The organism is Massilia sp. AB1, assembly GCF_018119385.1.
Classification (GTDB): Bacteria; Pseudomonadota; Gammaproteobacteria; order Burkholderiales; family Burkholderiaceae_D; genus Telluria.
Genome location: NZ_JAGKSG010000032.1, coordinates 1 through 24987, shown reverse-complemented (window position 1 = coordinate 24987; position 24987 = coordinate 1). Strand labels below are relative to the sequence as shown.

Annotated in this window: 24 protein-coding genes and 1 tRNA gene; 11 read left to right on the top strand and 14 right to left on the bottom strand. The window is 68.5% G+C overall.

The annotated features are described in order from the left end of the window. Positions 1–42: 42 nt before the first annotated feature. The 3 genes from J8847_RS17400 to J8847_RS17390 are packed head-to-tail and all read right to left on the bottom strand — an operon-like array spanning position 43 to position 3645. Positions 43–600: a sugar O-acetyltransferase gene (locus tag J8847_RS17400; RefSeq protein WP_211525968.1), complete on the bottom strand. Its 558-nt coding sequence runs from the start codon at positions 598–600 to the stop codon at positions 43–45. Between the two features lie 4 nt (positions 601–604). After that, on the bottom strand, positions 605–2827 hold the full coding sequence (locus tag J8847_RS17395) for a penicillin acylase family protein (RefSeq protein ID WP_211525967.1): 2223 nt from the start codon (positions 2825–2827) through the stop codon (positions 605–607). A 26-nt stretch (positions 2828–2853) separates the two neighbouring features. Beyond that, positions 2854–3645, bottom strand: coding sequence for a hypothetical protein (locus J8847_RS17390; RefSeq protein ID WP_211525966.1), 792 nt, complete (start codon positions 3643–3645; stop codon positions 2854–2856). Positions 3646–4059: 414 nt separating this feature from the next. Between J8847_RS17390 and J8847_RS17385 the strand changes: the two genes are divergently transcribed. After that, complete coding sequence (locus J8847_RS17385; protein WP_211525997.1) at positions 4060–4515, top strand: PEP-CTERM sorting domain-containing protein; 456 nt, start codon at positions 4060–4062, stop codon at positions 4513–4515. A gap of 113 nt (positions 4516–4628) precedes the next feature. On the opposite strand, the gene J8847_RS17380 is transcribed toward J8847_RS17385, so the two are convergent. Further along, positions 4629–4715: transfer RNA gene (locus tag J8847_RS17380), tRNA-Leu, on the bottom strand. Positions 4716–5445: 730 nt separating this feature from the next. Between J8847_RS17380 and J8847_RS17375 the strand changes: the two genes are divergently transcribed. The 5 genes from J8847_RS17375 (at position 5446) to paoC (ending at position 12259) form a co-directional block, all read left to right on the top strand. Then, positions 5446–6294, top strand: a complete 849-nt coding sequence (locus J8847_RS17375; RefSeq protein WP_211525965.1) for a universal stress protein — start codon at positions 5446–5448, stop codon at positions 6292–6294. A 2-nt stretch (positions 6295–6296) separates the two neighbouring features. Continuing rightward, positions 6297–8069, top strand: a complete 1773-nt coding sequence (locus J8847_RS17370; RefSeq protein ID WP_211525964.1) for an alpha/beta hydrolase — start codon at positions 6297–6299, stop codon at positions 8067–8069. A gap of 384 nt (positions 8070–8453) precedes the next feature. Further along, entirely contained in the window at positions 8454–9107 is a 654-nt protein-coding gene (paoA, locus tag J8847_RS17365; protein WP_211525963.1) for an aldehyde dehydrogenase iron-sulfur subunit PaoA, read from the top strand. After that, positions 9104–10054, top strand: coding sequence for a xanthine dehydrogenase family protein subunit M (locus J8847_RS17360; protein ID WP_211525962.1), 951 nt, complete (start codon positions 9104–9106; stop codon positions 10052–10054). Before paoA ends, J8847_RS17360 begins: the two co-directional genes overlap by 4 nt. Positions 10055–10057: 3 nt before the next feature. Next, positions 10058–12259 (top strand): aldehyde oxidoreductase molybdenum-binding subunit PaoC, encoded by a 2202-nt coding sequence (paoC, locus tag J8847_RS17355; protein WP_211525961.1) that lies wholly within the window; start codon positions 10058–10060, stop codon positions 12257–12259. A gap of 18 nt (positions 12260–12277) precedes the next feature. Here paoC and J8847_RS17350 read toward each other — a convergent pair whose 3' ends face one another. Next, complete coding sequence (locus tag J8847_RS17350; protein WP_373888801.1) at positions 12278–13240, bottom strand: diguanylate cyclase domain-containing protein; 963 nt, start codon at positions 13238–13240, stop codon at positions 12278–12280. Positions 13241–13400: 160 nt separating this feature from the next. Between J8847_RS17350 and J8847_RS17345 the strand changes: the two genes are divergently transcribed. Beyond that, positions 13401–13946 carry a hypothetical protein gene (locus tag J8847_RS17345; protein WP_211525960.1) on the top strand — a complete coding sequence of 182 codons (546 nt, stop codon included), beginning with the start codon at positions 13401–13403 and terminating at the stop codon, positions 13944–13946. A gap of 7 nt (positions 13947–13953) precedes the next feature. On the opposite strand, the gene J8847_RS17340 is transcribed toward J8847_RS17345, so the two are convergent. Further along, positions 13954–14163, bottom strand: coding sequence for a hypothetical protein (locus J8847_RS17340; RefSeq protein WP_211525959.1), 210 nt, complete (start codon positions 14161–14163; stop codon positions 13954–13956). 13 nt (positions 14164–14176) lie between these two features. Further along, positions 14177–14578: a hypothetical protein gene (locus tag J8847_RS17335; protein WP_229429750.1), complete on the bottom strand. Its 402-nt coding sequence runs from the start codon at positions 14576–14578 to the stop codon at positions 14177–14179. A 141-nt stretch (positions 14579–14719) separates the two neighbouring features. Here J8847_RS17335 and J8847_RS17330 point away from each other — a divergent pair, with 141 nt between their 5' ends. Continuing rightward, a complete protein-coding gene (locus J8847_RS17330; protein ID WP_211525958.1) occupies positions 14720–15385 on the top strand; it encodes an SOS response-associated peptidase in 666 nt (221 codons plus the stop codon). Between the two features lie 2 nt (positions 15386–15387). On the opposite strand, the gene J8847_RS17325 is transcribed toward J8847_RS17330, so the two are convergent. Both J8847_RS17325 and J8847_RS17320 read right to left on the bottom strand, forming a co-directional pair. Then, positions 15388–15879: a hypothetical protein gene (locus J8847_RS17325; protein WP_211525957.1), complete on the bottom strand. Its 492-nt coding sequence runs from the start codon at positions 15877–15879 to the stop codon at positions 15388–15390. Positions 15880–15994: 115 nt separating this feature from the next. After that, positions 15995–16423 (bottom strand): hypothetical protein, encoded by a 429-nt coding sequence (locus tag J8847_RS17320; RefSeq protein WP_211525956.1) that lies wholly within the window; start codon positions 16421–16423, stop codon positions 15995–15997. A gap of 225 nt (positions 16424–16648) precedes the next feature. Here J8847_RS17320 and J8847_RS17315 point away from each other — a divergent pair, with 225 nt between their 5' ends. Continuing rightward, positions 16649–17005: a DUF1566 domain-containing protein gene (locus tag J8847_RS17315; protein WP_229429749.1), complete on the top strand. Its 357-nt coding sequence runs from the start codon at positions 16649–16651 to the stop codon at positions 17003–17005. A gap of 30 nt (positions 17006–17035) precedes the next feature. Here J8847_RS17315 and J8847_RS17310 read toward each other — a convergent pair whose 3' ends face one another. Both J8847_RS17310 and J8847_RS17305 read right to left on the bottom strand, forming a co-directional pair. Beyond that, the gene (locus J8847_RS17310) at positions 17036–18481 is read right to left on the bottom strand and encodes a M20/M25/M40 family metallo-hydrolase (RefSeq protein ID WP_211525954.1); all 1446 of its coding nucleotides are present in this window, start codon (positions 18479–18481) and stop codon (positions 17036–17038) included. Positions 18482–18575: 94 nt separating this feature from the next. After that, a complete protein-coding gene (locus J8847_RS17305; RefSeq protein WP_211525953.1) occupies positions 18576–19712 on the bottom strand; it encodes a metallophosphoesterase in 1137 nt (378 codons plus the stop codon). 234 nt (positions 19713–19946) lie between these two features. Between J8847_RS17305 and J8847_RS17300 the strand changes: the two genes are divergently transcribed. Beyond that, on the top strand, positions 19947–20444 hold the full coding sequence (locus tag J8847_RS17300; protein WP_211525952.1) for a glycine zipper domain-containing protein: 498 nt from the start codon (positions 19947–19949) through the stop codon (positions 20442–20444). Positions 20445–20516: 72 nt separating this feature from the next. Here J8847_RS17300 and J8847_RS17295 read toward each other — a convergent pair whose 3' ends face one another. Genes J8847_RS17295 through J8847_RS17285 form a run of 3 tightly spaced genes read right to left on the bottom strand, consistent with a single transcriptional unit; the run spans position 20517 to position 23637 of the window. Further along, entirely contained in the window at positions 20517–22364 is a 1848-nt protein-coding gene (locus J8847_RS17295) for a hypothetical protein (RefSeq protein WP_211525951.1), read from the bottom strand. A gap of 9 nt (positions 22365–22373) precedes the next feature. Further along, a complete protein-coding gene (locus J8847_RS17290) occupies positions 22374–22769 on the bottom strand; it encodes a GtrA family protein (protein WP_211525950.1) in 396 nt (131 codons plus the stop codon). Next, positions 22762–23637, bottom strand: a complete 876-nt coding sequence (locus tag J8847_RS17285) for a glycosyltransferase (protein ID WP_373999929.1) — start codon at positions 23635–23637, stop codon at positions 22762–22764. Before J8847_RS17285 ends, J8847_RS17290 begins: the two co-directional genes overlap by 8 nt. A 274-nt stretch (positions 23638–23911) precedes the next feature. Here J8847_RS17285 and J8847_RS17280 point away from each other — a divergent pair, with 274 nt between their 5' ends. Next, the gene (locus tag J8847_RS17280) at positions 23912–24856 is read left to right on the top strand and encodes a protein kinase (protein ID WP_211525949.1); all 945 of its coding nucleotides are present in this window, start codon (positions 23912–23914) and stop codon (positions 24854–24856) included. The last annotated feature ends 131 nt before the right edge of the window (positions 24857–24987 follow it).

Sequence of the window (24987 nt, the reverse complement as noted above, 5' to 3'; positions counted from 1 at the left end):
GGAAAAATGGGAAAAATGAGAGTTGGATTATAGCAAGCAGCCCTAGCCGCCGGCCAGCACCTGGGCCGGGTTTCCCGCCACGCTCGCACCAGCCGCCACGTCGTGGGTGACCACGCTGCCGGCGCCGATGATGGCGTCGTCGCCGACCGTCACCCCGGGCAGGATGATGGCCCCGCCGCCGATCCAGACATTGCAGCCGATGGTGACGGGCCGGCCCGATTCGAAGCCGGCGCGGCGCTGCACGGGGTCGCGCGGATGGTCGGCCGTGTAGATATGCACGCCGGGGCCGATGCGGGTGTCGTCGCCGATCGTGATCGGGGCGACGTCGAGGAAGACGCAGTCGAAGTTGACGAACACGCGCGCCCCGAACGCGATGTTCCAGCCGTAGTCGCAATGGAAAGGCGGGCGCAGCACGGCGCCCTGCCCTACGCGCGCGGCCCGCTCGGCCAGCAGCGCCTGCCACACCGGCACCGGCTCGCCCAGCGCCGCGTTATAGCGCGCCAGCCAGGCGGCGGCTGCCGCCTGCTCGGCCCGCAGTTCCGCGTCGCCGGCGTGGTAAGGCAGGCCGGCAAGCATTTTCTGCTTTTCGCTCAGGCTCATGGGTTCACATGCCCGGATGGTAGCGCCGTTCGAGCTGCTTCTCGATGTCTTCCTTGTAGAACAGGACATCCTTGAATTCGCCGCGGCTGTACATCTCGGCCTGGTCGCTGAAGTGCGGCGAGCGCGGATCGCCGCTCTGCCCGCCGGCCAGGATGCTCTTGGCGCGCACGCGCGGACCGAACTCGACGGCGGCCACGAAGCTGTTGCCGCGGTCGCCATAGATGCGCCTGGTCTTCTGCTTGGCCACCATGCCGAAGGACGCCAGCGAACCCCAGTTGGCCGAGGCGAAGGCCACCGGCCAGCTCGGCTTGCTGTCGTCGTACTGCTGGTCGATGTCGCCGCTGATGCGCTGGAAGCGGTTGATCTCGCCCCAGGGCGTGCGCCAGTCGCCGAAATCGGCCTGCAGCTTGCTAGAGGCGCGCGCCAGCGAGGCCAGGCGCTCCTCGCCGTTCAGCTGGCTGGTGATGAAGTCCACCGCCGGCGTGCCCTGGGCGCGGGCGCGCGCGCCGTGCTGCGCCACCATGTCCTGGCCCCAGTAGATGGCCAGCGAGGTCGGCACCGAGGCCGCCGCGTAGCGCTGGTCCCAGTTGCGCAGCACCGCGACCTGCTCGCCCAGCTGGGCCTTGCGCGGATCGGTCTCCGGCAGCGCTTCGTAGTCCTGGAACAGCTGAGGCAGCAGCGGCTCGAAGGCGGTCAGGTGGCTGTCGTAGGAAGCGGCGATCAGGCTGTCGATGCTGAAGTCCTTCGCGCCCTTGAGCACGCGCTCGGCGTGGCGGCCGCGCGCGTTCTCGGGCAGCGACCACATGTAGTCCGGATAGTCCTGGCGCCTGGGGCTGCTGGCGCCGGAGCTGCTGAAGGGCCAGTTGTTGGTGTTCGAGATATAGCCGCTGGCCGGATTGAACAAGGTGATCGTCTCGCGGATGTCGTGCAGGCCCTTCCACTCGGTGGCCGGGTTGCTGCCGTCCACCGGCTTGCTCCAGTCGAAGCGCGGGTCGCGTTTCGGGATGAAGTTGCCGTGGAAGTAGGCGATGTTGCCGTCGGCGTCCGCATACACCGTGTTGTTCGAGGAATTGGTGCGCAGCTCCATCGCCTTGTAGAAAGCGTTGTAGTTCCTGGCCTTGGTGCGGGTGTAGGACTGGGTGAGCGCCTTGAGGGGCTCGTCCATCATCCTGACCGCAACCCACTTGCCGTCCAGCGCGCGCACCACCGGGCCGTGGTGGGTGAAATACGCGGTGACGGTGCGGCTGGCCATGGCGCCGCCTGGCGTCTTGTACGGCAGGGTGACCGGCACGGCGCGCACCTGGCGCTCGCCCTCGCCGTACTTGTAGAAGAACTTGCCGCCGCGCTCCGTGACCGTTTCCAGGTATTCGTCGATCACATCGCCGCCGCCCGAGGTATGCATCCAGCCCAGCTTCTCGTTGAACCCCTGGTAGATGAAGAACTGGCCCCAGGTGACGGCGCCGTAGGCGTTCAGGCCCTCCTCGCTCACCATGTGCACTTCGGGGCGGAAGTAGAAGGAGGTGTGCGGATTGATCATCAGGAGCGCGCGTCCCGACTTGCTCAGCTTGGGCGCGATCGCGAAACCGTTGGAGCCGCGCGGCTCCGGGTCGAAGCCTTTGCCGGCGTCCAGCTGCGCCAGCTCGGTGCGCTTGCCGTAGAACTGCTCCAGCTGCTTGAGGTCGATGGATTCGATGTCGCCGCCGATACTGCCCTCGCTGAAGCTCAGCGCCATCCACGGCTCGAAGCGGGTGATGAGCTTGGGCGTGACCTCGGGATGGGTGTGCAGGTACCAGTTGAGCCCGTCGGCGAAGGAATTCATGAGCTTCTTCAGCCAGGCCGGGCTGGCGGCGTACTTGGCCTTCATGGCGTCCGGCTGGATGTACAGCTTCATGCGCAGGTCGCGCCAGATCTCCTTTTCGCCCTCTACCTCGGCCAGGCGCCCCATCGCGTTGATGTAGTTGAGCTCGACCCGGTTGAAATCGTCTTCCGCCTGCGCATAGATCATGCCGAACACCGCATCCGCATCGGTCTTGCCAAACACGTGCGGAATGCCCCACTTGTCGCGCAGGATCGTCACCTGCTGCGCCGCCTTCTTCCAGCGCGCGATGTCGGCGCTGCTGGCGGCGTGCTGCGCGGCCGGCTTGAGGGCGGGCTCGGCGTGGGCGGCCTGGGCCGTGAATGCGGCGGCGCCGAGCAGCGCGGTGACGATGAGACGGGGTCTGAGCATGGGTGAAGGTCTCCTGGAGGATGGTGTTATGCGTCCTGGGCGCCCGCTGCGGCCAGGCGTTGCTTCAGTACTTCGTTCTCGGTCATCAAGGTGGCGACGCGGTCTTTCAGCGCGGCCACCTCGGCGCGCAAGGCGGCCTTCTCGTCGACCGGCTCGCCCTCGGGCGTTTCCTTGCGCGGACGGCTGGCGGCTTTCTGCTCGCGCACCTGGCGCGCGGCCTGCTGCAGCTCCTTGCGGCCGCCGGCGACCGCGGCGATCTGCACCGCTTCCGGCAGCTGGGCCACGTTGGCGGCGGCATTGATCGAGATCGTCCCCTGGCGCACGGCCTCGCGCAGCTGGGGCGTGGCGGCCTTCTGGATGCGCTCGATCTGGCTGATGGTGTTGCTCGACACGCGGGCTGCGCGGGCGATGTCTTCGCGCGTGTTCCAGGGCGGCGTGGTGTCGGCGCCGGGGTCGTTCTTGTCGCCCTCGTCGGCTTCGGGTCTTTCCACCACGCGGGCAGCATGGATTTCCTTCTTGCGCAGGGCGAGCACGCCGCGCTGGAAGTCGGATACGCTGCGGCGCGCCAGGTGGTTGTCGATCATCCAGAGCATCACGTCTTCCAGGGACGTGAACTTGTCGTTCTGGACGGTGCGGAAGTCGATGCCGTGCTTGCGGCAGATCTCGTAGCGGTTATGGCCGTCGATCAGCACGTCGCCCCACAGCACCAGCGCGTCGCGGCAGCCTTCCGCGAGCAGGCTGCGCTCGAGGGCGGCGTATTCGATGGGCGTCAGGGGGTCGACGAAGGATCGGAGCTCGTCGTTGATCGTGATGTTCAAATGGTGGTCCTCATGCATGCTTCAGGCGTCGGCGTGGCGCCGTCCGGCGCCGCCGTGCATGCTACACCATCCTTGCCACCCTTCCAATGTCGGGGCCGGCTACTCGGTATGTGCATTGCTGCTTCGCCCGTCCTGGGCGTCGGATTTTTTACAAACAGTCGCGCCGCGCGGAGGAACCGGCGGTAAACCTTCCTCAGATCAAGGACACGGGTTTCTGGCCCGAACATTGCGTGGTCGAAATCATTTCCCCATGGAGGATTCAATGAAGATTTCCGTCCTGGTCGCGGCCCTGCTGCTATCTCCCGTCCTCGCCCAAGCTGGCGTCCTGTATGAATGGCGCGCCCTCAACCACGAGACGCCGTATGGGATCACGCTCCGGCTGGAGTTCGACCATGACACGGTCAGGAGCGGCGCATTCAGCTTTCACCTCGTCCCCGAGCAGCCGCCCATGCCTCGTCCGGGTTCCGGCCTGCTGTCCATGCACGCCGCCTTTCCCGGCGTGTACACGCCGATGACCTATTTCCCGAGAACCGAGGGCTTCGCGCACGGCTTGGGCGACCTCGGCATGGAACTGAGCTTCCATCGGGGCGGCTACCTGAGCGGCTATATCTACGCGAACAACAGCGAGCACCCTATCAGGTTGGAGTCGAACAGCATCGTCTTCACCGTGCAGGACGCGAACAGCGACCAGGGCATGCCCCAGGCGGGTCCGGCTGGACCACGGAGATTCCCCGCACCGGGGCGACCGGCCACATCCGGCAGGTACCGGAGCCGGCCTCCCTGGCGCTGCTTGGGCTTGGATTGTTGGCGACGGCTGGAATCCGGCGCGGCGGAAAATATCGCCCTGTGCATGCGAAGCGCGGAGACTGACTCGCTGGATGCCTGGCGCGATCCGCACCGGTCGCGCGGCGCGCCCGCAGGCAAGGTCCCGCGAACGCGGCCGTGAAGGGCGGCAGTTCGCTGTGAACAGAAGAGAAAATTCGTGGTGCCCGGAGCCGGAATCGAACCGGCACGCCATTCCTGGCGGGGGATTTTAAGTCCCCAGTGTCTACCAGTTTCACCATCCGGGCAGCGCGCGGCATTCTAGCACATGCATGCCCTGCCAGGATCATCCTGGCAATTTTGCCCATGCGGCAAGAGAGCCGCCCGCTGCTGCTGCCTGTTCGCCCCCGGCCGCGTTCAGTGGCCTAGGCCCGCGATTGACGAAACAGCTCAGCCACTCCGGGGCCATCGTTCCTGTCGGAATAACTTACATGCCATTGCTACGGTGTCCAAGCATCCAGGCGGATCGCGGTAGGAGGCCCGATTCGCCCGGCTGCAGCCCGCCGCGGCGTGCAACTGGGGGAAAGCGCTTCCTCTGACTGGCATAGACCACTGGGACGAAAAAAAAGAGCCGCTGCCCGTACTGCCGGCAGCGGCCGAATCCTCAGCCATGCTGAGATGGAGACACAAAGAGAACCGACCACTCGCGCCGGTACGCAACCAGAGATTGGGATACAAATCCTCCGTACAAGCCCGTTTTTCGGTAATCCATGCCGCGTCCTTGCGTAAGCCTAGTCGCACACCACGCGGGAAATACATCTTCAGCGCGCTGCCAAGCCAACTCGGCCACGCTTTTTTACAAGTTCTTTGATCCATCTCAATCGCATTACTGACACAGATCAGGCAAAGGAATACATTGGCAACAGGGTGATCCAATCAAGCATCGGTCGCCCGGCCAGATTCCCTTGCTGACCCGGCTCGCCGGTCGTATGGAAAGCAGGCCGCACGGGTCCGCCAACCCGTTTGAAAGGAACGAGCATGTACAAGACCATCGTGGTGCATGTCGACGGCAGCCCGGAGCAGGAGACCCGGCTGCGCGCCGCCGCCCGGCTCGCCAATGAACAGGAGGCCCATCTCGTGGGCAGCGCCGCGACCGGGATATCCTGGCTCGACTACGCCCTGCTGACCGGCTCCATGGGCGCGCCGATGATGCCGGAGTCCGATTTCAACGGCGTGCGCGAGGCGGTCCAGCTGCGCCTGCGGCAATTCGAAACCGCCATCCAGCGCCTGGGCGTCGCGTCCTTCGAGAGCCGCATGATCGAGGACGACGCCCGCTACGCGCTGCTGCTCGAGTCGCGCTATGCCGACCTGGTCGTGGTCAGCCGCGAAGCCGAGGCTCCGCCCATTCCCGGGCTGGCGACCCAGGTGCGCGGCTTGCCCGAGTACGTCGCCCTGCACGGCGCCCGGCCCGTGCTGGTGGTGCCGGCCGGCTGGCCCGACCTGCCGCTGAACGGCCACGCCGTGGTCGGCTGGGACGGCAGCGTGCAGGCGATCCGCGCCATCGCCGCCGCCATGCCGCTGCTGCGGCAGGCCGAGTCGGTCAAGCTCACCCTCGTCAATCCCGACACCATGGGCGACCTGCATGGCGAGGAACCGGGGGCCGACATGGCCCTGCACCTGGCCCGCCACGGCGCCAGGGTCGAGGTGGTGCTGGAGCACACACGCGACAGCGCCGGCGAGGCCCTGATGGCGGTGGCGCGCCGCGCCGGCGCCAGCCTGCTGGTCACCGGCGCCTTCGGCCACAGCCGCTACCGCGAATTCGTGCTCGGCGGCGTCACGCGCGCCCTGCTGGCGCGCAGCACAAGCCCACTCCTGATCGCACACTGACGATGCCACCCGATACCCGCCCCGAAGCCGCCGACAGCACACGGCGCCTGGAAGCCAGCTCCTGGCAAGGCGTCAAGCCGCGCTATCCGGAAGCCACCGTCGGCCACGCCGTCGCCGACCTCGTGCTGTCCGCCTGGCTCGGCCGCATGACCGGTCACCTGTCGCCCGGCGCCCTCGGCGTCGCCTGGTTCGACTGGGCCTGCCACCTGATGCTGTCGCCCGACAAGCAGCACGAGCTGTTCACCCAGGCCGCCACCAACACCCAGCGCTGGCTGACCTATGCGAGCACCGGCGGCGCCGATCCGGTGCGGCCCCTGGAGCAGGACAAGCGCTTCGCCGACCCGGACTGGCAGGCCTGGCCCTGGCACCAGATCAGCCAGGCCTTCCTGCTCACTCAGCAATGGTGGCACCGCGCGACTGCGGGCGTGCGCGGCGTGTCGCCCCACCATTCGGACGTGGTGACCTTCGTCGCACGCCAGATGCTCGACTGCGTGGCGCCCTCCAACTTTGTCGCCACCAATCCGGTCGTCCAGCGCGCCGCCCTGGAGAGCGGCGGCCTGAACCTGCTGAATGGCGCGATGCGGGCGGCGCGCGATGCACGCGAGGCGCTGACCGGCCAGGCGCGCCCGCCCAGCTTCCGCCCGGGCCGCGAGGTGGCGGTCACGCCGGGACGGGTCGTCATGCAGAACGAGCTGATCGAGCTGCTGCGCTACGATCCGGCCACCCCGGACGTGTACGAGGTGCCGCTGCTGATCGTGCCGGCGTGGATCATGAAGTACTACATTCTCGACCTGTCGCCGCACAATTCGCTGGTGCGCTACCTCGTCGAGCGCGGACACACGGTCTACATGGTGTCGTGGAAGAATCCGCAGGCGGAAGACCGCGAGCTGTCGATGGACGACTACCGCCGCCTGGGCGTGATGGCGGCCATCGACACCATCACCGAGCAGACCGGCGCACCGCACATCAATGCCGCCGGCTACTGCCTGGGCGGCACCCTGCTGGCCATCGCGGCGGCCACCATGGCGCGCGACCACGACCGCCGGCTGGCCAGCATGTCGCTGCTCGCGGCCCAGGTGGACTTCACCGAGCCCGGCGAACTGTCCCTGTTCATCGACGACAGCCAGGTCAGCTTCCTGGAAGCGACCATGTGGCAGCAAGGCTACCTCGACACGCGCCAGATGGCCGGCGCCTTCCAGCTGCTGCGGTCGAACGACCTGATCTGGTCGCGGCGGCTGCGCCATTACCTGCTCGACATCCCGGACCGCGAGACCGACCTGATGTCCTGGAACGCGGACGCCACCCGCATGCCCTACCGCATGCACGCGGATTACCTGCACCGGCTCTTCCTCAGGAACAGCCTGGCCAGCTCGCGCTACCTCGTCGGCGGGCGGCCGGTGGCCCTGACGGACATCACGGCGCCGATCTTTGCCATCGGCACCCTGACCGACCACGTGGCGCCCTGGCGTTCCGTCTACAAGATCATCCCGCTGAGCGATACCGAAGTGACCTTCCTGCTGACCTCGGGAGGCCATAACGCGGGCGTGGTGGCGCCGCCCGGCAGCGCCAGGCGGAGCTACCAGATCGGCGTGCACGCCCACGCCGATCCCTACATCGACCCGGACACCTGGCAGGCACGGACCGAGCAGGTCGAAGGCAGCTGGTGGCCCGCATGGGAAGCCTGGCTGGCGCGGCGGGCGGGGCCGCGCGTGGCGCCGCCCCCGGCCTTGCCCGACCGGCCGCCGGCGCCGGGCGCCTATGTGCTGCAGCGCTAAGGGAGTCCATGGCCGGGCTCTCTGGCGCCGGCCCGCGCATGGTGAGCTGTTGCTTTTGATAGAGAAAAATTGCCGTACCCTACCGTACGCGCGCCTTGAAGTCCGCTGACTTAGAATCCTTGGGCGCTGTTACCGCTACATTCCAACAGGCTGCCGGGGCTGCGAGGCGGGATCACGGCGGCAGCGGCGAGGGCCCATCGTCGAGGCGAAACCCGAGCCACCCCGCAAGCTGATGGCCGCCGTCCAATCGAGGCCGGACGGTGCCGGCCGCCCCGATGCCTCGATAGCGGTACCCGGCAAAGTTCAATCAAGGTTCATGCCTCGCCCTTCCGGCGCACCGGGCCGGTCTCCGGAAGCCCGAGGTCTCTGCAAAGGAACGGGAGCATGCACGATTTCAGCTACGTCAAGATCAGCCGCCGCAATCTCCTGCTTGCCGGCGCCGCGTCCATGTCGAGCGCCGCCATGCCGGCCGGCGCGGCCCAGGGCAATGCCGCCGCTGTCCAGGAGCGCCCGCCAAGCACCGCCGGGGTCAGCATGAAGGTGAACGGCAAAGCCGTCACCCTACAGCTCGACAGCCGCACCACCCTGCTCGACGCCCTGCGCGAACACCTGCGCCTGACCGGCACCAAGAAAGGCTGCGACCAGGGCCAGTGCGGCGCCTGCACGGTCATCGTGGACGGACGCCGCATCAATTCCTGCCTGAGCCTGGCCGTGATGCACGAGGGCGCCGAAGTCACCACCATCGAGGGGCTGGGCAGCAAGGACCGCATGCATCCGCTGCAGGCGGCCTTCGTCAAGCACGACGGCTACCAGTGCGGCTACTGCACCCCGGGCCAGATCTGCTCGGCCGTCGCCGTGCTCGACGAGATCCGCCAGGGCGTGCCCAGCCACGCCAGCGCCGACATCGGCGCGCGCCCCCTGCTGTCCCTCGAAGAGATCCGCGAGCGCATGAGCGGCAATATCTGCCGCTGCGGCGCCTACTCGAACATCCTGGATGCGATCGGAGAGGTTGCGGGAATCTCGGGAGGACGCGCATGAAGCCCTTCACCTACCAGCGCGCCGCCAGCGCCGGCGAAGCGGCCGCCGCAGCCAGGACGCCGGGCGCGCGCTTCATCGCGGGCGGCACCAACCTGCTCGACCTGATGAAGCTCGAGATAGAAACGCCCGCCCACCTGATCGACGTCAACGGCCTGGGCTTCGACAAGATCGAAGCCACGCCAGACGGCGGCCTGCGGGTCGGCGCCCTGGTGCGCAATACCGACCTCGCGGCCGATGCGCGGGTGCGCCGCGACTACGGCGTGCTGACGCGGGCCCTGGTCTCCGGCGCCTCCGGCCAGCTGCGCAACAAGGCCACCACGGCCGGCAACCTGCTGCAGCGTACCCGCTGCTACTACTTCTACGACACCAACATGCCCTGCAACAAACGCAACCCGGGCAGCGGCTGCGGCGCCCTGCAGGGATTCAGCCGCCACCACGCCATCGTCGGCGCCAGCGAAGCCTGCATCGCCACCCATCCGAGCGACATGGCGGTCGCCATGCGCGTGCTGGACGCCGAGGTCGAGACCGTGCGCGTGGACGGCAAGACGCGCGTCATCCCGATCGCCGACTTTCACCGCCTGCCCGGCAACACGCCCCACATCGAGCACGTGCTCGAACCGGGAGAACTGATCACCGCGGTCAAGCTGCCCAAGCCGGCCGGGGGCGTCCAGGTCTACCGTAAGGTGCGCGACCGCTCGTCCTATGCGTTTGCGCTGGTGTCGGTGGCCGCCATCGTCCAGCCGGACGGCAGCGGCCGCATCGCCCTGGGCGGCGTGGCGCACAAGCCCTGGCGCGTCGAGGCGGCCGAAGCGCGCCTGCAGTCCGGGGCGGCCGCCGTGACCGAGCTGCTGCTGGCCGGCAGCAAGACCACCGAGCACAACGCCTTCAAGCTGCCGCTGGTGCAGCGCACCCTGGCCGGCGTCCTGCACGACCTCAAGAAAGCCTGATCCATGAAATTCACCACGCCAGCCACCCGGAACCCGATCGACCAGCTCAAGATCGTCGGCCGTCCGACGGACCGTATCGACGGCCCGCTCAAGTGCACCGGGACCGCGCCCTACGCCTACGAACGCCACGACATCGCCCCGAACGCGGCGCACGGCTACATCGTCGGCGCCGCCGTCGCCAAGGGCCGCATCGTCTCCGTCGACACCGCCGCCGCGAAGCGCGCTCCGGGCGTGCTCGCCGTGGTCACGGCCGCCAACGCCGGCAAGCTCGGCAAGGGCAAATTCAACACCGCCCACCTGCTGGGCGGTCCGAACATCGAGCACTATCACCAGGCCGTCGCCGTCGTCGTCGCCGAGACCTTCGAGCAGGCGCGCGCCGCCGCCGGCCTGGTGCGGGTGCGCTACGAGAAGAAGCCCGGACGCTACGACCTGGCCGCGGCCAAGCCGACGGCGGGCGTGCCCAAGAAGGAGGAAAAGCCCGATACCAGTGTCGGCGACTTCGCACGCGCCTTCGAAGAAGCACCGGTGCGCCTGGACGCCACCTACACCACGCCCGACCAGTCGCACGCCATGATGGAACCGCACGCCACGCTCGCCCTATGGGAAGGCGGCAAGCTGACGGTCTACACCTCGAACCAGATGGTCGACTGGGGCCGCAAGGACCTGGCCCGCACCCTCGGCCTGCCGCCGGCCAATGTGCGCCTGGTCTCGCCCTTCATCGGCGGCGGCTTCGGCGGCAAGCTGTTCCTGCGCGCCGAGGCCTTGTGCGCGGCGCTCGGGGCGCGCGCCGCCAGGCGGCCGGTCAAGGTGGCCCTGCAGCGCGCCATCATGATGAACAACACCACCCACCGCCCGGCGACCATCCAGCGCATCCGGATCGGCGCTGCGCGCGACGGCAAGATCAGCGCCATCGCCCACGAAAGCTGGTCCGGCGACCTGCCCGATGGCCAGCCGGAGACAGCGGTCCAGCAAACCCGCCTGCTGTACGCCGGCGCGCACCGCATGACGGCCTTGCGCCTGGCCACCCTCGACCTGCCCGAGGCCAACGCCATGCGCGCGCCCGGCGAGGCGCCGGGCATGATGGCGCTCGAAATCGCCATGGACGAGATGGCCGAGAAGCTGGGGATGGACCCGATCGCCTTCCGCATCCTCAACGACACCAAGGTCGATCCGGAAAAGCCGGTCCGTCCGTTCTCGGAACGCCGCTTCGCCGAATGCCTGCGCCTCGGCGCCGACACCTTCGGCTGGAAGAAGCGCAATCCGCGTCCCGGCCAGGTGCGCGACGGCCGCTGGCTGGTCGGCCTGGGCGTGGCGGCCGCCTTCCGCAACAACCTGGTGATGAAGTCGGCGGCGCGCGTGCGCCTGGACCGCGCGGGCAAGGTCACCGTCGAGACCGACATGACCGACATCGGCACCGGCAGCTACACCATCATCGCCCAGACGGCGGCCGAGATGCTGGGCGTGCCGCTCGAGCGCGTCGAGGTGCGCCTGGGCGACTCGGACTTCCCCATTTCCGCCGGCTCGGGCGGCCAGTGGGGCGGCAACAGTTCCACCGCCGGCGTCTACGCGGCCTGCGTCAAGCTGCGCGAAGCGGTCGCGCAGCGCCTGGGGGTGGCGGAAAGCGAGGCCGTGTTCGCCGACGGCGCGGTGCGCGCAGGCGGACGCACGGTGCCGCTGGTCCAGGTGGCGGCAGGCGCGGAACTGGTCGGCGAGGACATCATGGAGTACGGCGACCTGGACAAGAAATTCCAGCAATCGACCTTCGGCGGCCACTTCGTCGAAGTAGCGGTCGATGCCTACACCGGCGAGACCCGCGTGCGGCGCATGCTGGCGGTCTGCTCGGCCGGGCGCATCCTCAACCCGAAGTCGGCGCGCAGCCAGGTGATCGGCGCCATGACCATGGGCGTGGGCGCGGCCCTGATGGAAGAACTGGTGGTGGACCAGCGCCACGGCTTCTTCGTCAACCACGACCTGGCCAGCTACGAGGTGCCGGTGCACGCCGACATCCCGCACCAGGACGTGATCTTCCTCGAGGAGGCCGATCCGGTCTCCTCGCCGATGAAGGCCAAGGGCGTGGGCGAGCTGGGGATCTGCGGGGTGGCCGCCGCGGTGGCGAATGCGATCTACAACGCCACCGGCGTGCGCGTGCGCGATTATCCGATCACGCTCGACAAGCTGATCGCGAAGATGCCGCTATCAAGCTAGAACAGCGGCGGCCGGCCCTCAGGCCGCGTCGCCGTCCGCCACCACCCGGTTGCGGCCGCCGCGCTTGGCGGCGTAGAGCGCCTTGTCGGCCGCTTCGATCAGGGCCGCCGGTTCGTTCAGGCGGTCCTTGTCGAAGCTCGCCACGCCGATGCTGAGAGTGACCATCGGATGCACGGCCGCGGGCGCATGAACCAGGTTGAGCGCGGCCACGTGCTCGCGGATCGCGTTGGCGTGCGCGCGCGCCTGTTCCAGCGAGGTATCCGGCAGGATGGCGGCGAACTCTTCGCCGCCGTAGCGCGCCGCGACATCGGCCGGACGCTTGAGCATGGCGGCAAGCGCCTGCGCCACCGTGGTCAGGCAGCTGTCGCCCTGCTGGTGGCCGAAGTGGTCGTTGTAGGCCTTGAAGGAATCGATGTCGACCAGCAGCAGCGACAGCGCGCCGCCCGCGCGCTGGGCGCGGCGCAGTTCGCGCTCCAGCGCCACGTCGAAGTGGCGGCGGTTGGCGATGCCGGTCAGGCCGTCCACATAAGAACGGGCGCGCAGCGACTCGGCGTGGTCGAGCAGCTTGCGTTCGCGCACGGCGGAGCCGCTGACGTCGCGGATCTCGATCATGCAGCAGCGTTCGCCGTCCTCGCTGAAGGGCGTCACCGACACCGCCTGCTCGATCAGGGCGCCGTCGAAGCTGCCGGCCTCGCGCAGCGGGAAAGGCGTGCGGTCCTGCGACTGCGGGATAGTGACCGCCTGCCCATCGGTCAGCGCCGCCAGCACCGCCGCTTCGACCCGCGAGCCGCGCAGGGCCGGGAACACGTCGAACAAGGGCTGTCCCTGGACTCGGGAGGCGGACCGTCCGGAACGGGGCACCATCCAGCTGTTCCACAAGGCGATTTCTTGCTGGCTGTCGACGACGACGATGCCGCAGTCGACCAGGTTCATGATGCGCGCCGCCAGCCCGGCGCCTGCTTCTGGCTTGGAGATGAGCACGATTTGTTGAAAAAAAGAAATAAACCGGCGAATGATACCGGAATTCCAACAGTTTGCGCGAAGGTTTTGGCGGGCTGTCCTGGCGAATCGCACGCCCATGCGCACGCTTGAACCGCCGCTCGCCGCCGCTGTGCTATGGTTAGCACAAGCACAAGACGCCTTGCATACCATGAACACCGACAACGTCTTCCCTTTTGAACGCCGCGCACCGCCCTCGCCGCCCGCCGATTTCGACGCCGGCCAGGCCATCCGCACCTGCCGCTCGCTGATGCAGAGCCTGGGACAGTACGACCTGTCCGAGACCGTCTACGAAGCCTGCGTCCTCATGCTCCTGGTGAATCTGCACGACCTGCTGCAGACCGCCAGGGCGAGCGGCCGCCCGCTGGTGTTTGGCGATTACATCGATCCGAAGGAAGATGCGTCCAACATCACGGAGCTGGTGGCGAAGTGCCGCAACGCGGCCTGCCACGTGTGGACCAAGCCGGCCGCGGGACAGTCGCCCGGGCAGTCGGCCGGGTACCGTTTCTACCGCGTGGCCGGCTATTGCCCGCGCGCGACCCAGCTGGACGACAAGGTCCTGGGCTGCGACTACCACGACGATGTGGCGATCTATTACGGGCGCTACCGGCTCTACCTGAAGCGGCACGTGCTGCGCGCGATCGAGGAATTGGCGGTGCTGTTCGGCACCGCGCCGGCGCCGGGCTGAGCCGGGATCAGCGAGGAGCCTGCAAGGTCTGCCAGGCCATCGCGACGCACACCACGCCGACGAAGAACAGCAAGCCCCAGACGAACCAGCGCATCGAGTTCGCCAGCCCGCCGACGGCGCGGTTCGCACGCTCGTCGAGCTTGCCGCGCCGGCGCGCCGCGTTCATCAGCATCGAAATGAAGACGAACGAGGTCGCCAGGATCAGTACCGCTTTCATGCCGGGCAGGTCCTCAGGTGCGTGCGGCGACCAGGGCCAGCGCGATCAGCGCCAGCAGCGAAGAGACGCCGGTGGCGACGCTCAGCCAGAGCATGCGGGTGCGGATGACATCCATCTTGGCGATCAGCTGGGCGTTCTGGTCGGCCAGGTTGGCGATGATCTCCGAGGCCGACAGCATCTGGCCGCGCAGCTCGCCCACCGTGGTCTCGTTCTTGTCCAGGCGCGCCATGACGATGCCGAACACGTCTTCCTGCGGTTCGATCTCGTCGATGATGGGACCCGGCGGCGGCATGGTGCCGGAGCGGCGCGCCACGGTGTCCCACAGGCGGCGCGCACCCGTTGCCACCTGGGGCGCGGCGTGGATCACCTCGCTCCACGGCACGGTCTTCAATACCTTCCACCAGCTTGCTGCCATACCTGCTCCTTGTCGATGTCGATTTGTCTATTTACCCCTGAGCATACCATCGCCGGTGAGGACGGCCAAACGGCGCACGGCAGGCGCGCGCCGGGCGGAACGCGTGCGTGCCTTCTTCGGCGCTTGCGGTAGGATGCAGCCATGTGTGGACGATTTGACCAGAGCCAGACGGCGCGCAACTACGCCAGCGCCTTCGGCTGGACGGACGCCGTATTCGACAGCGAATCCGATCCGGCCTATAACGTCGCGCCCGGCACTTACCGGCCGGTGATGCACATCCAGGATGGCGAGCGGCGCGTGGACGACGTGTACTGGAGCTACCAGGCGCGCTGGGCCAAGGACAAGGTCCCGGTCTGCATCAACGCCCGCATGGAAAAGCTCACCAACCGCTACTGGCGCGCGCTGATGAAATCAGGGCGCGGCGTGGTCGCGGCCGACGGTTGGTACGAATGGACCGGCGAAAAAGGCCACAAGCAGCCCTGGCACATCCACCGCAAGGACCGTGCACCCCTCTACATGCTGGCGCTGGCGAATTTCGGCGCCTTCACCGAGAACCGGGCCGAGGCCGGCTTCGTCCTGATCACCGACGACGCGTCGGGCGGAATGCTGGACATCCACGACCGGCGCCCGGTGGTACTCGATGCGGAAGATGCGGCGCTCTGGCTCGACCCTGCCCTGACGCCCGACGAAGCCGCCGAGCTGGCGCGCCGCGCGGCGCTGCCGCCGGAAGCCTTCGAGTGGCACAAGGTCAGCACCGATGTGAACAAGGGCAAGCAAGGGCCGCAGATCGCGCTGCCGATCGACTAGCCTCACCGGCCCGGCCGGCAGGCCCTCCCCTCGTACTGGTGCCGGTTCAGCACGTAGGCCTTGCCATTCCAGCGCTCTACCGGAAAACAGAAGCCGGGGCCGCCGACCTCGAGGTCCGGCCAGCCGTCCTTGCCCTTCGCAGGCAAGACAGCCACCATGCCCGTCCCGCCCGTGATTTTTTTCCAGCTGCCGGTGGCCTGTTTCGACACCAGCGTGTAGGCGGCGCCGCTATGCCCGAAACAAAAGCTGCTGCTTTCGGTGATCAGCGCTTCGGGCACGCCATCGCCGTTCAGGTCACGCACCTCGCTGAGTTCGCCTGGCGAATACGCCGGCGACGGATCTTCGCACTTGCGCCACTGCTTGCCCTTCAGCGTAAAGCCGGCGGCCTTGAAGGCGGCCGCTTCGTCCGCCGGGGTGAGCGAGGAGGATGCGCCAAGCGCAGGGGCGCTGCCGGCCAGCAGCGCGGCGGCGGCAATCGGGACGAGCGTTTTCATGGGATTGTCCTTCCGCGTCGGGTGGGAAGGACTCCATTATGCTCCCGGCCGCCAGAAAAGTTCATCCGTCGGACACGGGCCATCGCGCCCCCGCTGCTGCCCGAGGTCCGAGCTCCTACAGCACGGCCGCCTGCCCGGCGCCTGCGACGTAAATGCGGGCCGTGCCGGCAGCGGCTGGAGCGGCGCCCGGGGCCGGTGCAGTGGGGGCCACGGGCATGGCGGCCGTCTCGGCAGGCTGAGGCGCCGGAGCGGCCGGCGCCGGTTCAGGCGTGGCGCTCTCCGCGGACGGTCCCGCGGTCTCATCGGCGCTGGTGCCGGCGATCGCGGCGGCCGTTGCCGCTTCCGCCACCGCCGGATTCCTTGGGTCGAAGCGGACGGCCGCAGAAGTCTTGCTGTCGAGCACCTCGGCTGCGGTCTGGGTCACCGGACCGGCGGCTGCGGCGTCGCCGCCATTGCCGCCGCACGCGCTCAACAGGATCGCGGCGCAGCCGCACAGCAGGCCGCGTCCGAGGGCAATCGACGAAACTTGAACGAATTTGTGCATGCGAAACTCCCTGAGCCAAAGAAACGGAATGCTTCTTTGAGTGGAGGAAACTTCCTAAGTTCAACTTTTTTTTCGCTGTTTCCTCGGGTAGCACACACCACATGGTTTCTTGATAGAAATCAGCTATTTGCATGATCCAAATCGTAAGATCCACGCAACTAAGGTGCGGGGCGGACGGTCGAACCGGACTGCCATCACTTGCGAAGGAACACCATGGGCGAATACATGCAAATCCGGGGGATGCTGCGCGAAGACGAGCAATACGCAGGCCTGATCCTGGGGAAGGAAGAACCCGACTACCACCTGATCCTGCTGCCCGGCGACGTGGCGGACGTGAGCTGGCCGGCGGCCTGCGACTGGGCCATGCAGAACGGCGGCGTGCTGCCGTCCCGGCGCGAACTGGCGCTCCTGTTCGCCAACCTGCGCGAAGCCTTCGAACGCGAGTGGTACTGGTCCAGCGAGCCGCACGAAACCCGGGTCCAGCTGGTCTGGGGCCAGAACTTTGCGAGCGGCATCCAGACCATCTACGGGCGGCCCTACCGCGGCCATGCGCGCGCGGTCAGGCGCATCCCGAGCGCTTGATCCCCGGTCCGGGATACGCCGCGCCCGGGATCAGCGTTCCGGCACGCTGGCGCGGCCGATCGGCTGGTCCATGTTGGCCAGGAACCAGGCGGTGGCCGTCATCACCGCCACGTGGCGGCGCAGGTGGTCCGGGTCCACCTTGTCCAGCGTGTCGGCCGGCGTGTGGTGGTAATCGAAATAGCTGGAGGTGTCGATCAGCGGAGCGAAGCTGGGCACGCCCGCGCGCTCCAGGCCCGACAGGTCGCCGGTCTGCAAGGCGTCCTGGCGCTGGAAAACGCCCGCGCCCAGCGGCTGCAGGGCGGCTTGTAGCGGGCTGAACAGCTTCATCGCCTGCGGCGGCACGCTGGTGCGCATGCCGAACGGACGGCCGGCGCCGTTGTCGCTTTCGATCGCGCCGAAGTGCTTGCCGGCGTTGCCCTCCTCGGCCGCCAGGTAGCCGCGCGCGCCGCGCGCGCCGTTCTCTTCGTTCATCCAGGCGATCATGCGGATCGTGCGGCGCGGACGGTAATCGAGCTTCTTCAAGGTATCGAGCACGGCCATTGCGCTGGCCACGCCGGCCGCGTCGTCGTGCGCGCCGGTGGACAGGTCCCAGGAATCCAGGTGGCCGGACACGATCACGATCTCGTCGGCCTTGTCGGTGCCCGGCAGGTCGGCGATCACGTTGTAGCTGTCGGCGTCCGGCAGGATCTGCGGGGTCAGCACCATGCGCATGCTCAGCGGGCCACGCTTGGCCAGGCGCGCCATCAGCATGGCGTCCTCCGCCGTCACGGCCGCCGCCGGGATGCGCGCGTTGTCCTGCAGGCCGGTGCCGCCCGTGTGCGGCAGGCGGTAGCTGGCGCCGCCCACCGAGCGCACCAGGGCCGCCGCCGCGCCCAGCTCGGCGGCCAGGCGCGGGCCGTCGCGGCGGTAGGCGGAGCCCTGGCCGTACGCCGGTCCGGCCAGGCCGCGGTCCGCCATGTGCTGGTCGAAGGCCACGTCGAACAGGACGATCTTGCCCTTCACCTCGCCGGCGCGCGCCTTCAGCTCGTCGAAACTCCTGACGACCAGCACCGGCGCCGTCAATCCCTCGGCCGGGGTCGCGCCCGAGCCGCCCAGGGCGGTGAGCACCACGCGCTGGGTGATCCCCTCGGGACGGCCCTTGTACGCGACCAGCTCGCCGGTCTCGACGCCGCGCACCCAGTGCGGCACCTTGACCGGCTGCAGGGTCACCTTGGCGCCCAGCTTGCGCATGGCCTCGGCCACCTGGGCCACCGCCGCCGCCGCGCCCGGCGAGCCGGACAGGCGCGGGCCGATCAGGTCGGTCATGTCCGCCGTGCGCTCCCAGGCGTAGTCGCTCTGCATCGCGGCGTCGCGGATCTTCGCCAGCGCGGCCGGATCGTTGCCGGGACTGGCGGCGTAGGCGGACAGGCTGGCCAGGCTGGCAAGGCTGGCCGCAAGGACGGTCAGGACGGGGAGACGGAGGCTACGGCGGTTCATGCGTGGGTATCCTATGGTCGGGTCGACAAAGACGCCAACAATAGCGCATCCGGTGCGTTTTTGCCGAGCTTTTATTTCCGTATTGACATGTATTTTACTGAGGGACCAGGCGCACCAGGGTGATCTCGGACGGCGCGCCGAAGCGCTTGGGCGGGCCCCAGTAGCAGGTGCCGCGGCTGGTGTACACCCACATCTCGCGCACCCGCTTCAGGCCGGCCACGAAGGGCTGCTGCAGGGGCACGAACAGGTTCCAGGGGAAGAACTGGCCGCCGTGCGTATGGCCGGACAGCTGCAGGTGGAAGCCGGCGGCCGCCGCTTCCGGCGCGCTGCGCGGCTGGTGGGCCAGCAGCACGCGCACGTCGACGTCCTGCGGCGCCCCAGCCGCGGCGGCGCGCGGGTCGCTGCGGTGGGCGGGATTGAAGAAATGCGCCGTGTAGTCGGCCACCCCGGCAATCATGAGGGCCGCCGAGCCGCGCCGGCGCACCACGTGCTGGTTGAGCAGCACGGTCACGCCCAGGCGGCGCACCTCGGCGATCCATTCTTCGGCGCCCGAATAGTATTCGTGGTTGCCGGTGACAAAGTACACGCCGTCGGGCGCGGCCAGGCGCGCCAGCGGCTGGGTGTGCAGGCTGAGGCGCTGCACGCTGCCGTCGACCAGGTCGCCCGTGATCGCGATGGCGTCGGCGCCGAGCGCGTTGACCTTGTTGACGATGGCGTTCAGGAAGGCGCGCTTGATGGTCGGCCCCACATGGATGTCGGAGATCTGGGCGATGGAATAGCCATGCAGCTCGGGCGGCAGCCGGGCGATCGGCACGTCGACCCTGACCACGCGCGCGACCCGGCGCGCGTTCACGAAGCCGACCAGGGTCACGCCGGCGGCCACCAGCGGCACCGCGAGCGCACTGCCCCGGCCGATCGCCGGGCTCAGGAGGCCGGCCGCCATCAGGCCCAGCAGCACCAGGTCGCGCAGCAGGGTCGCCACCAGCAGCGAAGAAAAAAAGCCCATCGACAGCAGCCCGGCCCAGGCCACCATCCCCGACCAGCGCCGGCGGCGCAGCGAAGCCGACATCAGACCGACCGGAACCAGCACGGTCAGCAGCACCAGGGCGAGCACGGCGGCGATGTTGCCGGCCATCCCCAGCGCCAGGTCGGGCAGCAGCCGCATGCCGATGTACACCTGGAGCAGGACGAGGAGGGAAAGCAGGATCACGAAGCTACGGCTGGGTCGCATGGAAGTGGACGCGGAAAGAAGATGCTGGGTAGATGGGGCGGCGGCGCGCCACTGCAAGGGCCGGCCGCGGCAGCGGCGGCGGCGGCGGCGGCGGCGGCGGCCAATGTTACAGCCGCGCCGGAGTTGTAAGAATCTGTATTAACGCGTGGAATGCTTGGAACACGAGGCTATAGTGATTCCATGCCCGGCGTTGCAGCGATCATCCGATCTCCGCTGGGGCGAGAGGAAAAAGCCATGTTGAATTCGAAAACCTTTGGTGCGGTCCTGCTGGCGGCTGCCGCTGCTTCGCCAGCGGCCATGGCTGGCGACCGCGGTACGAACACAGCCGTTGGCGCGGTGCTCGGCGCCGCCATCGGCCATAGTGCCGGCGGCACCGAGGGCGCCATCGTCGGCGGCGTGCTGGGCGCGGCGGTGGGCAGCTCGATCTCGACCCGCGACGACCGCCGCTACTACGATAATCGTGGCTATTACGACAACCGTGGTTATTACGACAACCGCGGCTACGCCACCAGCAACTACCGCCCGGCGCCGGTCTACGTGCAGCCGCGCCCGGTGTATGTGGAACCGCGTCCGGTCTATGTCCAGCCGCGCCCCGTGTACATCGAGTCGCGCCCGGTCTACGTCCATCCGGGACGCGGCCATGGCCATGGCCGCCGCCACTGGGACCGCGATGACCGCTGGGACCGCGGCGACCGCTGGGATCGCGGCGACCGCGGCTACTACGGCCGCTGATCACCCCTTCCGTCCTCTGGACGGCAGCAAGCGGGGCCGGACCTGTTCCGCAGGATCCGGCCCTTCGTTCGTTCAGCGCTCGACCGTCACCGGGCAGAAGCGGAACGGGAATGGCGTCGCACCCAGGGCGGCGGGATAAGTCTTGTAAGCGGCCTCGTCGATCCTCAGGCCATAACGGCGCATTCCCTGCCGGGCAGCCTGCATGAGGGCGCGGTCTTGTTCCGGCAGTCCTGCGAGGTAGCGCTGCGGCAACTCCAGCGTGCAGGCGCGTCCGGGCTCGGCGGCCGCTTTGACGTCGGCGTGGAGGCGGCGCGCCAGTTTCTCCAGCCGGGCGCAGCCTTGCGTACTCGCGGTGAAGCCGAAGAAGTCCGCCAGCGCGCGCTTGCGTTGCAGACTGTTCTCCTTGTCGCTCCTGGCTGCCGACAGCATCACGTAATGCGGCCCCGGGCGGGACCCGACGGCAGCCTGGATGCGCTCCAGATAGGGGGGCGATTCCGGGAAGCCGCCGGCCAGCGCAATGAGCTTCACGTCCCGCGGGAAGAAGGTCGCCAGCCAGCCCATCGGCGGATCCCCATGGGCCGTAAACACGATGGTGGCAGCCGGCCGCGCAAGCGGCGGCACTTGCGCGCTGAAGTTCGGCGAGGCCCAGCCGCCGTGTCCCCAGGTGTCGAAGGGGAACACCACGATGGTGGTGGCGGCCAGCAGCCAGCCGCCGATCCGCACCGCCCTGCCGGGCGCCGCCAGGCGCTCAATGAGGATCCAGATCAGCAGTGGCGCCAGCAGTTCGAGCGGCACCAGATAGCGGTAGATGCCGAACAGCTTCATCCAGGCCAGGTAGGCGACCAGGGCGAAGATCAGGATGAAACGCGCACGTGGCGAAAGCCGGGCGTGCGCCTTCCGGCCGCGGACACCGTCCACCGCCAGCACCACCAGGAACAGCAGCGCCAGCGCATAGAGGACAGGCACGGCCGCGATCTTGAGCGGGATTTCCGATACGCGGCCGACATCGATGGCGAAGACGAAGGGCCAGAACAAGGCTTCCAGCGCATGGCGCGGCAGGTGGAAATCGTCGATCACGCCCAATTGCTGCGCCAGCGGGCTGCGGAAGATGTTGTTGAACTGAGGGAAGAGCGGATTGCCGAAGCGCTCCCACATCTCCAGCCACCAGTAGCCCCCCGTGACCAGCATCCCCGCCAGGACCCCGCAGCCTTGCGTGAAGGCCAGGGCAAACCGCGCGCGCAAGGGGGCGGCCAGGCCCAGCAGCAGCGCGATGCAGAGCGCGGCGGCATAGGTGGCATTGGTCAGTTTCAGGCCCGTGCCGAGTCCCATGAGCAGGCCGGACAGCAGCATGAGGCTGGCCGCGGCGGCGGACCAGGCCTGCAGCGCCTCCCAGCGCCGCAGCACCAGCAGCAGCGAGGACAGGACCAGCAGCGCGGTCAGGTTGTCCCCCATCGTATTGCCCAGCTCCGACAGGAAGGCGGCGCCGCAGGTCCCTGACAGGGCCAGCAGCAGCGCCAGGCGCGCGCCGCCGGCGCGCTCGCCGAGCAGGCGGCGGCCTATGGCCAGCAGCAGCACGAAGTTCAGCCCATGCACATAGCCCATCAGGAAACCGACCACGGGGCCGGGCAGTGTCGTACTCAGCAGGTAATAAGGAAGGTCGATCAGCGGATTGAAATAGCTCTGCCACTGGCCCGGGGCCATGTCGATGTCCAGCCGCCCGTTCAGCAAGGCGTAGGCGTTGTACCAGTGATAGTTCCTCAGGTCCCAGTTCTGGTCCTGGCCGAGGCCGACCGACAGCAGGCCGAACAGCACCGGCACGAGCCACATGGCGCGGCGCGGCGCCCGCGGGTGCGCCAGCGCCGCGGTGCGGCGCACGAACCATGCTTCGAGTGCGGCGAACAGCCGCTTAGGAGAACCCATCGACATCCCTCATGCTCTGAATACCAGGAATTTCGCGCTGACGAAATTGACGGCCAGCCCGGCGGCGGAACCGCAGGCCACGGCGGCGCCCGGCGCCCACCACGCTTCCGGCAGCAGCGAGAGCACCAGCCCGTACACCAGCAAATTGACCGCCATTCCGCCCGCCATGCTCGCGAGGTAGCGCACCCACTCGCGCCAGGGCGACGCGGTCGCCGTGAAGGTGTAGCGCCGGTTGGCGGCCCAGGTGAAGCTCGCCGCCGCCAGGAATGACAGCAGGCGCCCCCCAATCCAGCCGGCCCCCAAGGCCAGCGCGGCGTAGAGGACGGCCATGTCGACCACCATGCCGAAGGCGCCGGCCACGGCGAAGCGGCCGAACTGCCCCGCCGGGCGTGCGTCCCTACGCATTTTCGCCGGACGGATCGAAGGCGGGCACGGCGAGATAGGAAAAACGCTTCTGCTCGATGCGTCCCTTGGTGACGGCGTCGAGGATGATGCCGCAAGCGAGCAGGATCACCCCGAGCAGCATCAATGCCGCGCACAGCACGGCGGTGGGCAGGCGCGGCACCAGGCCGGTTTCCAGGTAGGTGACGAAGATCGGAATCGCCAGGTCGATCGAGGCCAGGGCGCACAGGGCAAAGGCGATCGAATAGAAACCCAGCGGCTTTTCGGACTTGAACAGCCGCAGGATGGTCAGGAAGATGCGCACGCCGTCGCGGCAGGTACTGAGCTTGCTGACCGAGCCTGCCGGGCGTGCGCCGTACACGGTCTCGACTTCCGCCACTGGCATGCGGAGCTCGAGTGCGTGCACCGTCAGCTCGGTCTCGATCTCGAAACCCGAGGAATGCGCCGCGAACGACTTCACGTAGCGCCGCGAGAACACCCGGTAGCCGGACAGGATGTCGGTGAAGGTGCGGCCGAAGATCGTCGAGAGGAAGCCGGTCAGCATGCTGTTGCCCGTCCGGTGGCCGAAACGGTAGGCGCCCTGCCCGGCGCTGACGCGGCTGCCCACGACCATGTCCAGGCCGTCGTGCAGCAGCCTGTCGACCAGCCTCGGCGCCGCGCTCACGTCATAGGTGCCGTCGCCGTCGATCATGATGTAGGCGTCGGCCTCGACGTCGGCGAACATGCGCCGCACCACGCTGCCCTTGCCCTGCATCGCCACGTTGCGGACGATGGCGCCGGCCTCGCGCGCAAGCTGGCCCGTGTTGTCGCTGGAATTGTTGTCGAAGACGTAGACCTGGGCCTGCGGCAGGTGGACGTGGAAGTCGCGCACTAGCTGCCCGATCGTCAGCGCCTCGTTATAGCAGGGATGACGACGGCGATGCGCAGCGCGCTGGGCGCTGCCTGTGCGTCGACAGTTCCGCTTGCGGCTGGGTGAAGCAGGTCGTGCTGGGCGCTCATGAGGCTCGTCGAACTCTCATCAATTGCAAATTCGCAAATTATAGCTTTCCGATACAAATCGTGGCCTGCGCGCGCGTCAACAGGACGCGCGCCCCGCTTTCATCCGCCCCCCGCTTGTCCAGGGCATTGGCGGATGAGGAGAGAACATGGTCGAAGCAGGCAGCATCGTGGAACTGGCGGGTGGACACTACCGGCTGCGCGAAGCGCTGGCCGGCTCCGCCTACGGCGTGGTATGGCGCGCCGACGCCCCGGGCGCCGGACCGGGCGTGGCGCTCAAGCTGGTCAACACCGAGCAGATGGAACGCGCGCCGGCGCCGCTTCGCGCCCGCTGGATCGCCTGCGCCCGCACCGAGCTCGCCTTCCTGCGCGGCCTGGCGCCCTGGGACGGCCGCCACATCGTGCGCCTGGTCGACGCCGGCGAACACCAGGGCATGCCGGCGCTGGCGCTCGAACTGCTGGACGGCGACCTGGCCGCCCACCTGGCCGCAGAGCAGGCCGCCGGCCGCCCGGTGCCGGTACTGCAGGCCCTCGACTGGGCCGCGCAGGTCAACCAGGCGCTGGCCAAGGTGCACGCCTATGGCTGGCGCCACCTCGACCTCAAGCCCGGCAACCTGCTGCTCGAGCGCGGCACGAACACCCTCAAGCTGGCCGATTTCGGCACCAACCGGCGCCTCGACGACCTGCGCGCCCACTCCTACGGCGGCACCGCCAACTGGCAGGCTCCCGAGCAGTTCTTCCCCGGAGCGGACGGCTACCTGACCGGCGCGGCCTGCGACATTTTCGCCCTCGGCGCCCTGCTCTACTACCTGGTGTGCGGACGCCTGCTGCGCTACAGCGCCGCCTGCGGCCAGGCCTGGCAGGCCCATGGACGAGAGGCGGCGGCCGTGCTGGCGGCCCAGGGCCGGCCGGCCGTCCTGCAGGCCGACGAGGCCGCCCTGTTCGCCGGCCGCGCCGCCCCGGCCCTGCCCCTGCTGCGCAAACTGCTGGCCGAGCGGCCCGGGGACCGTCCCCGGCACGCGCTGGAAATCAGCCGGATGCTGGCCGATGCGGCGGCGGCCCTGCGCCAGCCCGCCTTGCGGAGCGCGGCATGAAGGGCCTGCTGCGCCGGCTTGCCCTGCCGCTCGCCCTGGCCGGCGCGCTGTGCGCCTTGCAGCTGCTGGCCCTGCTGCGGGCGCCCGCCGCATGGATGCCTGCCGCGATCGGCGTCCAGCTGCGGCCCGGC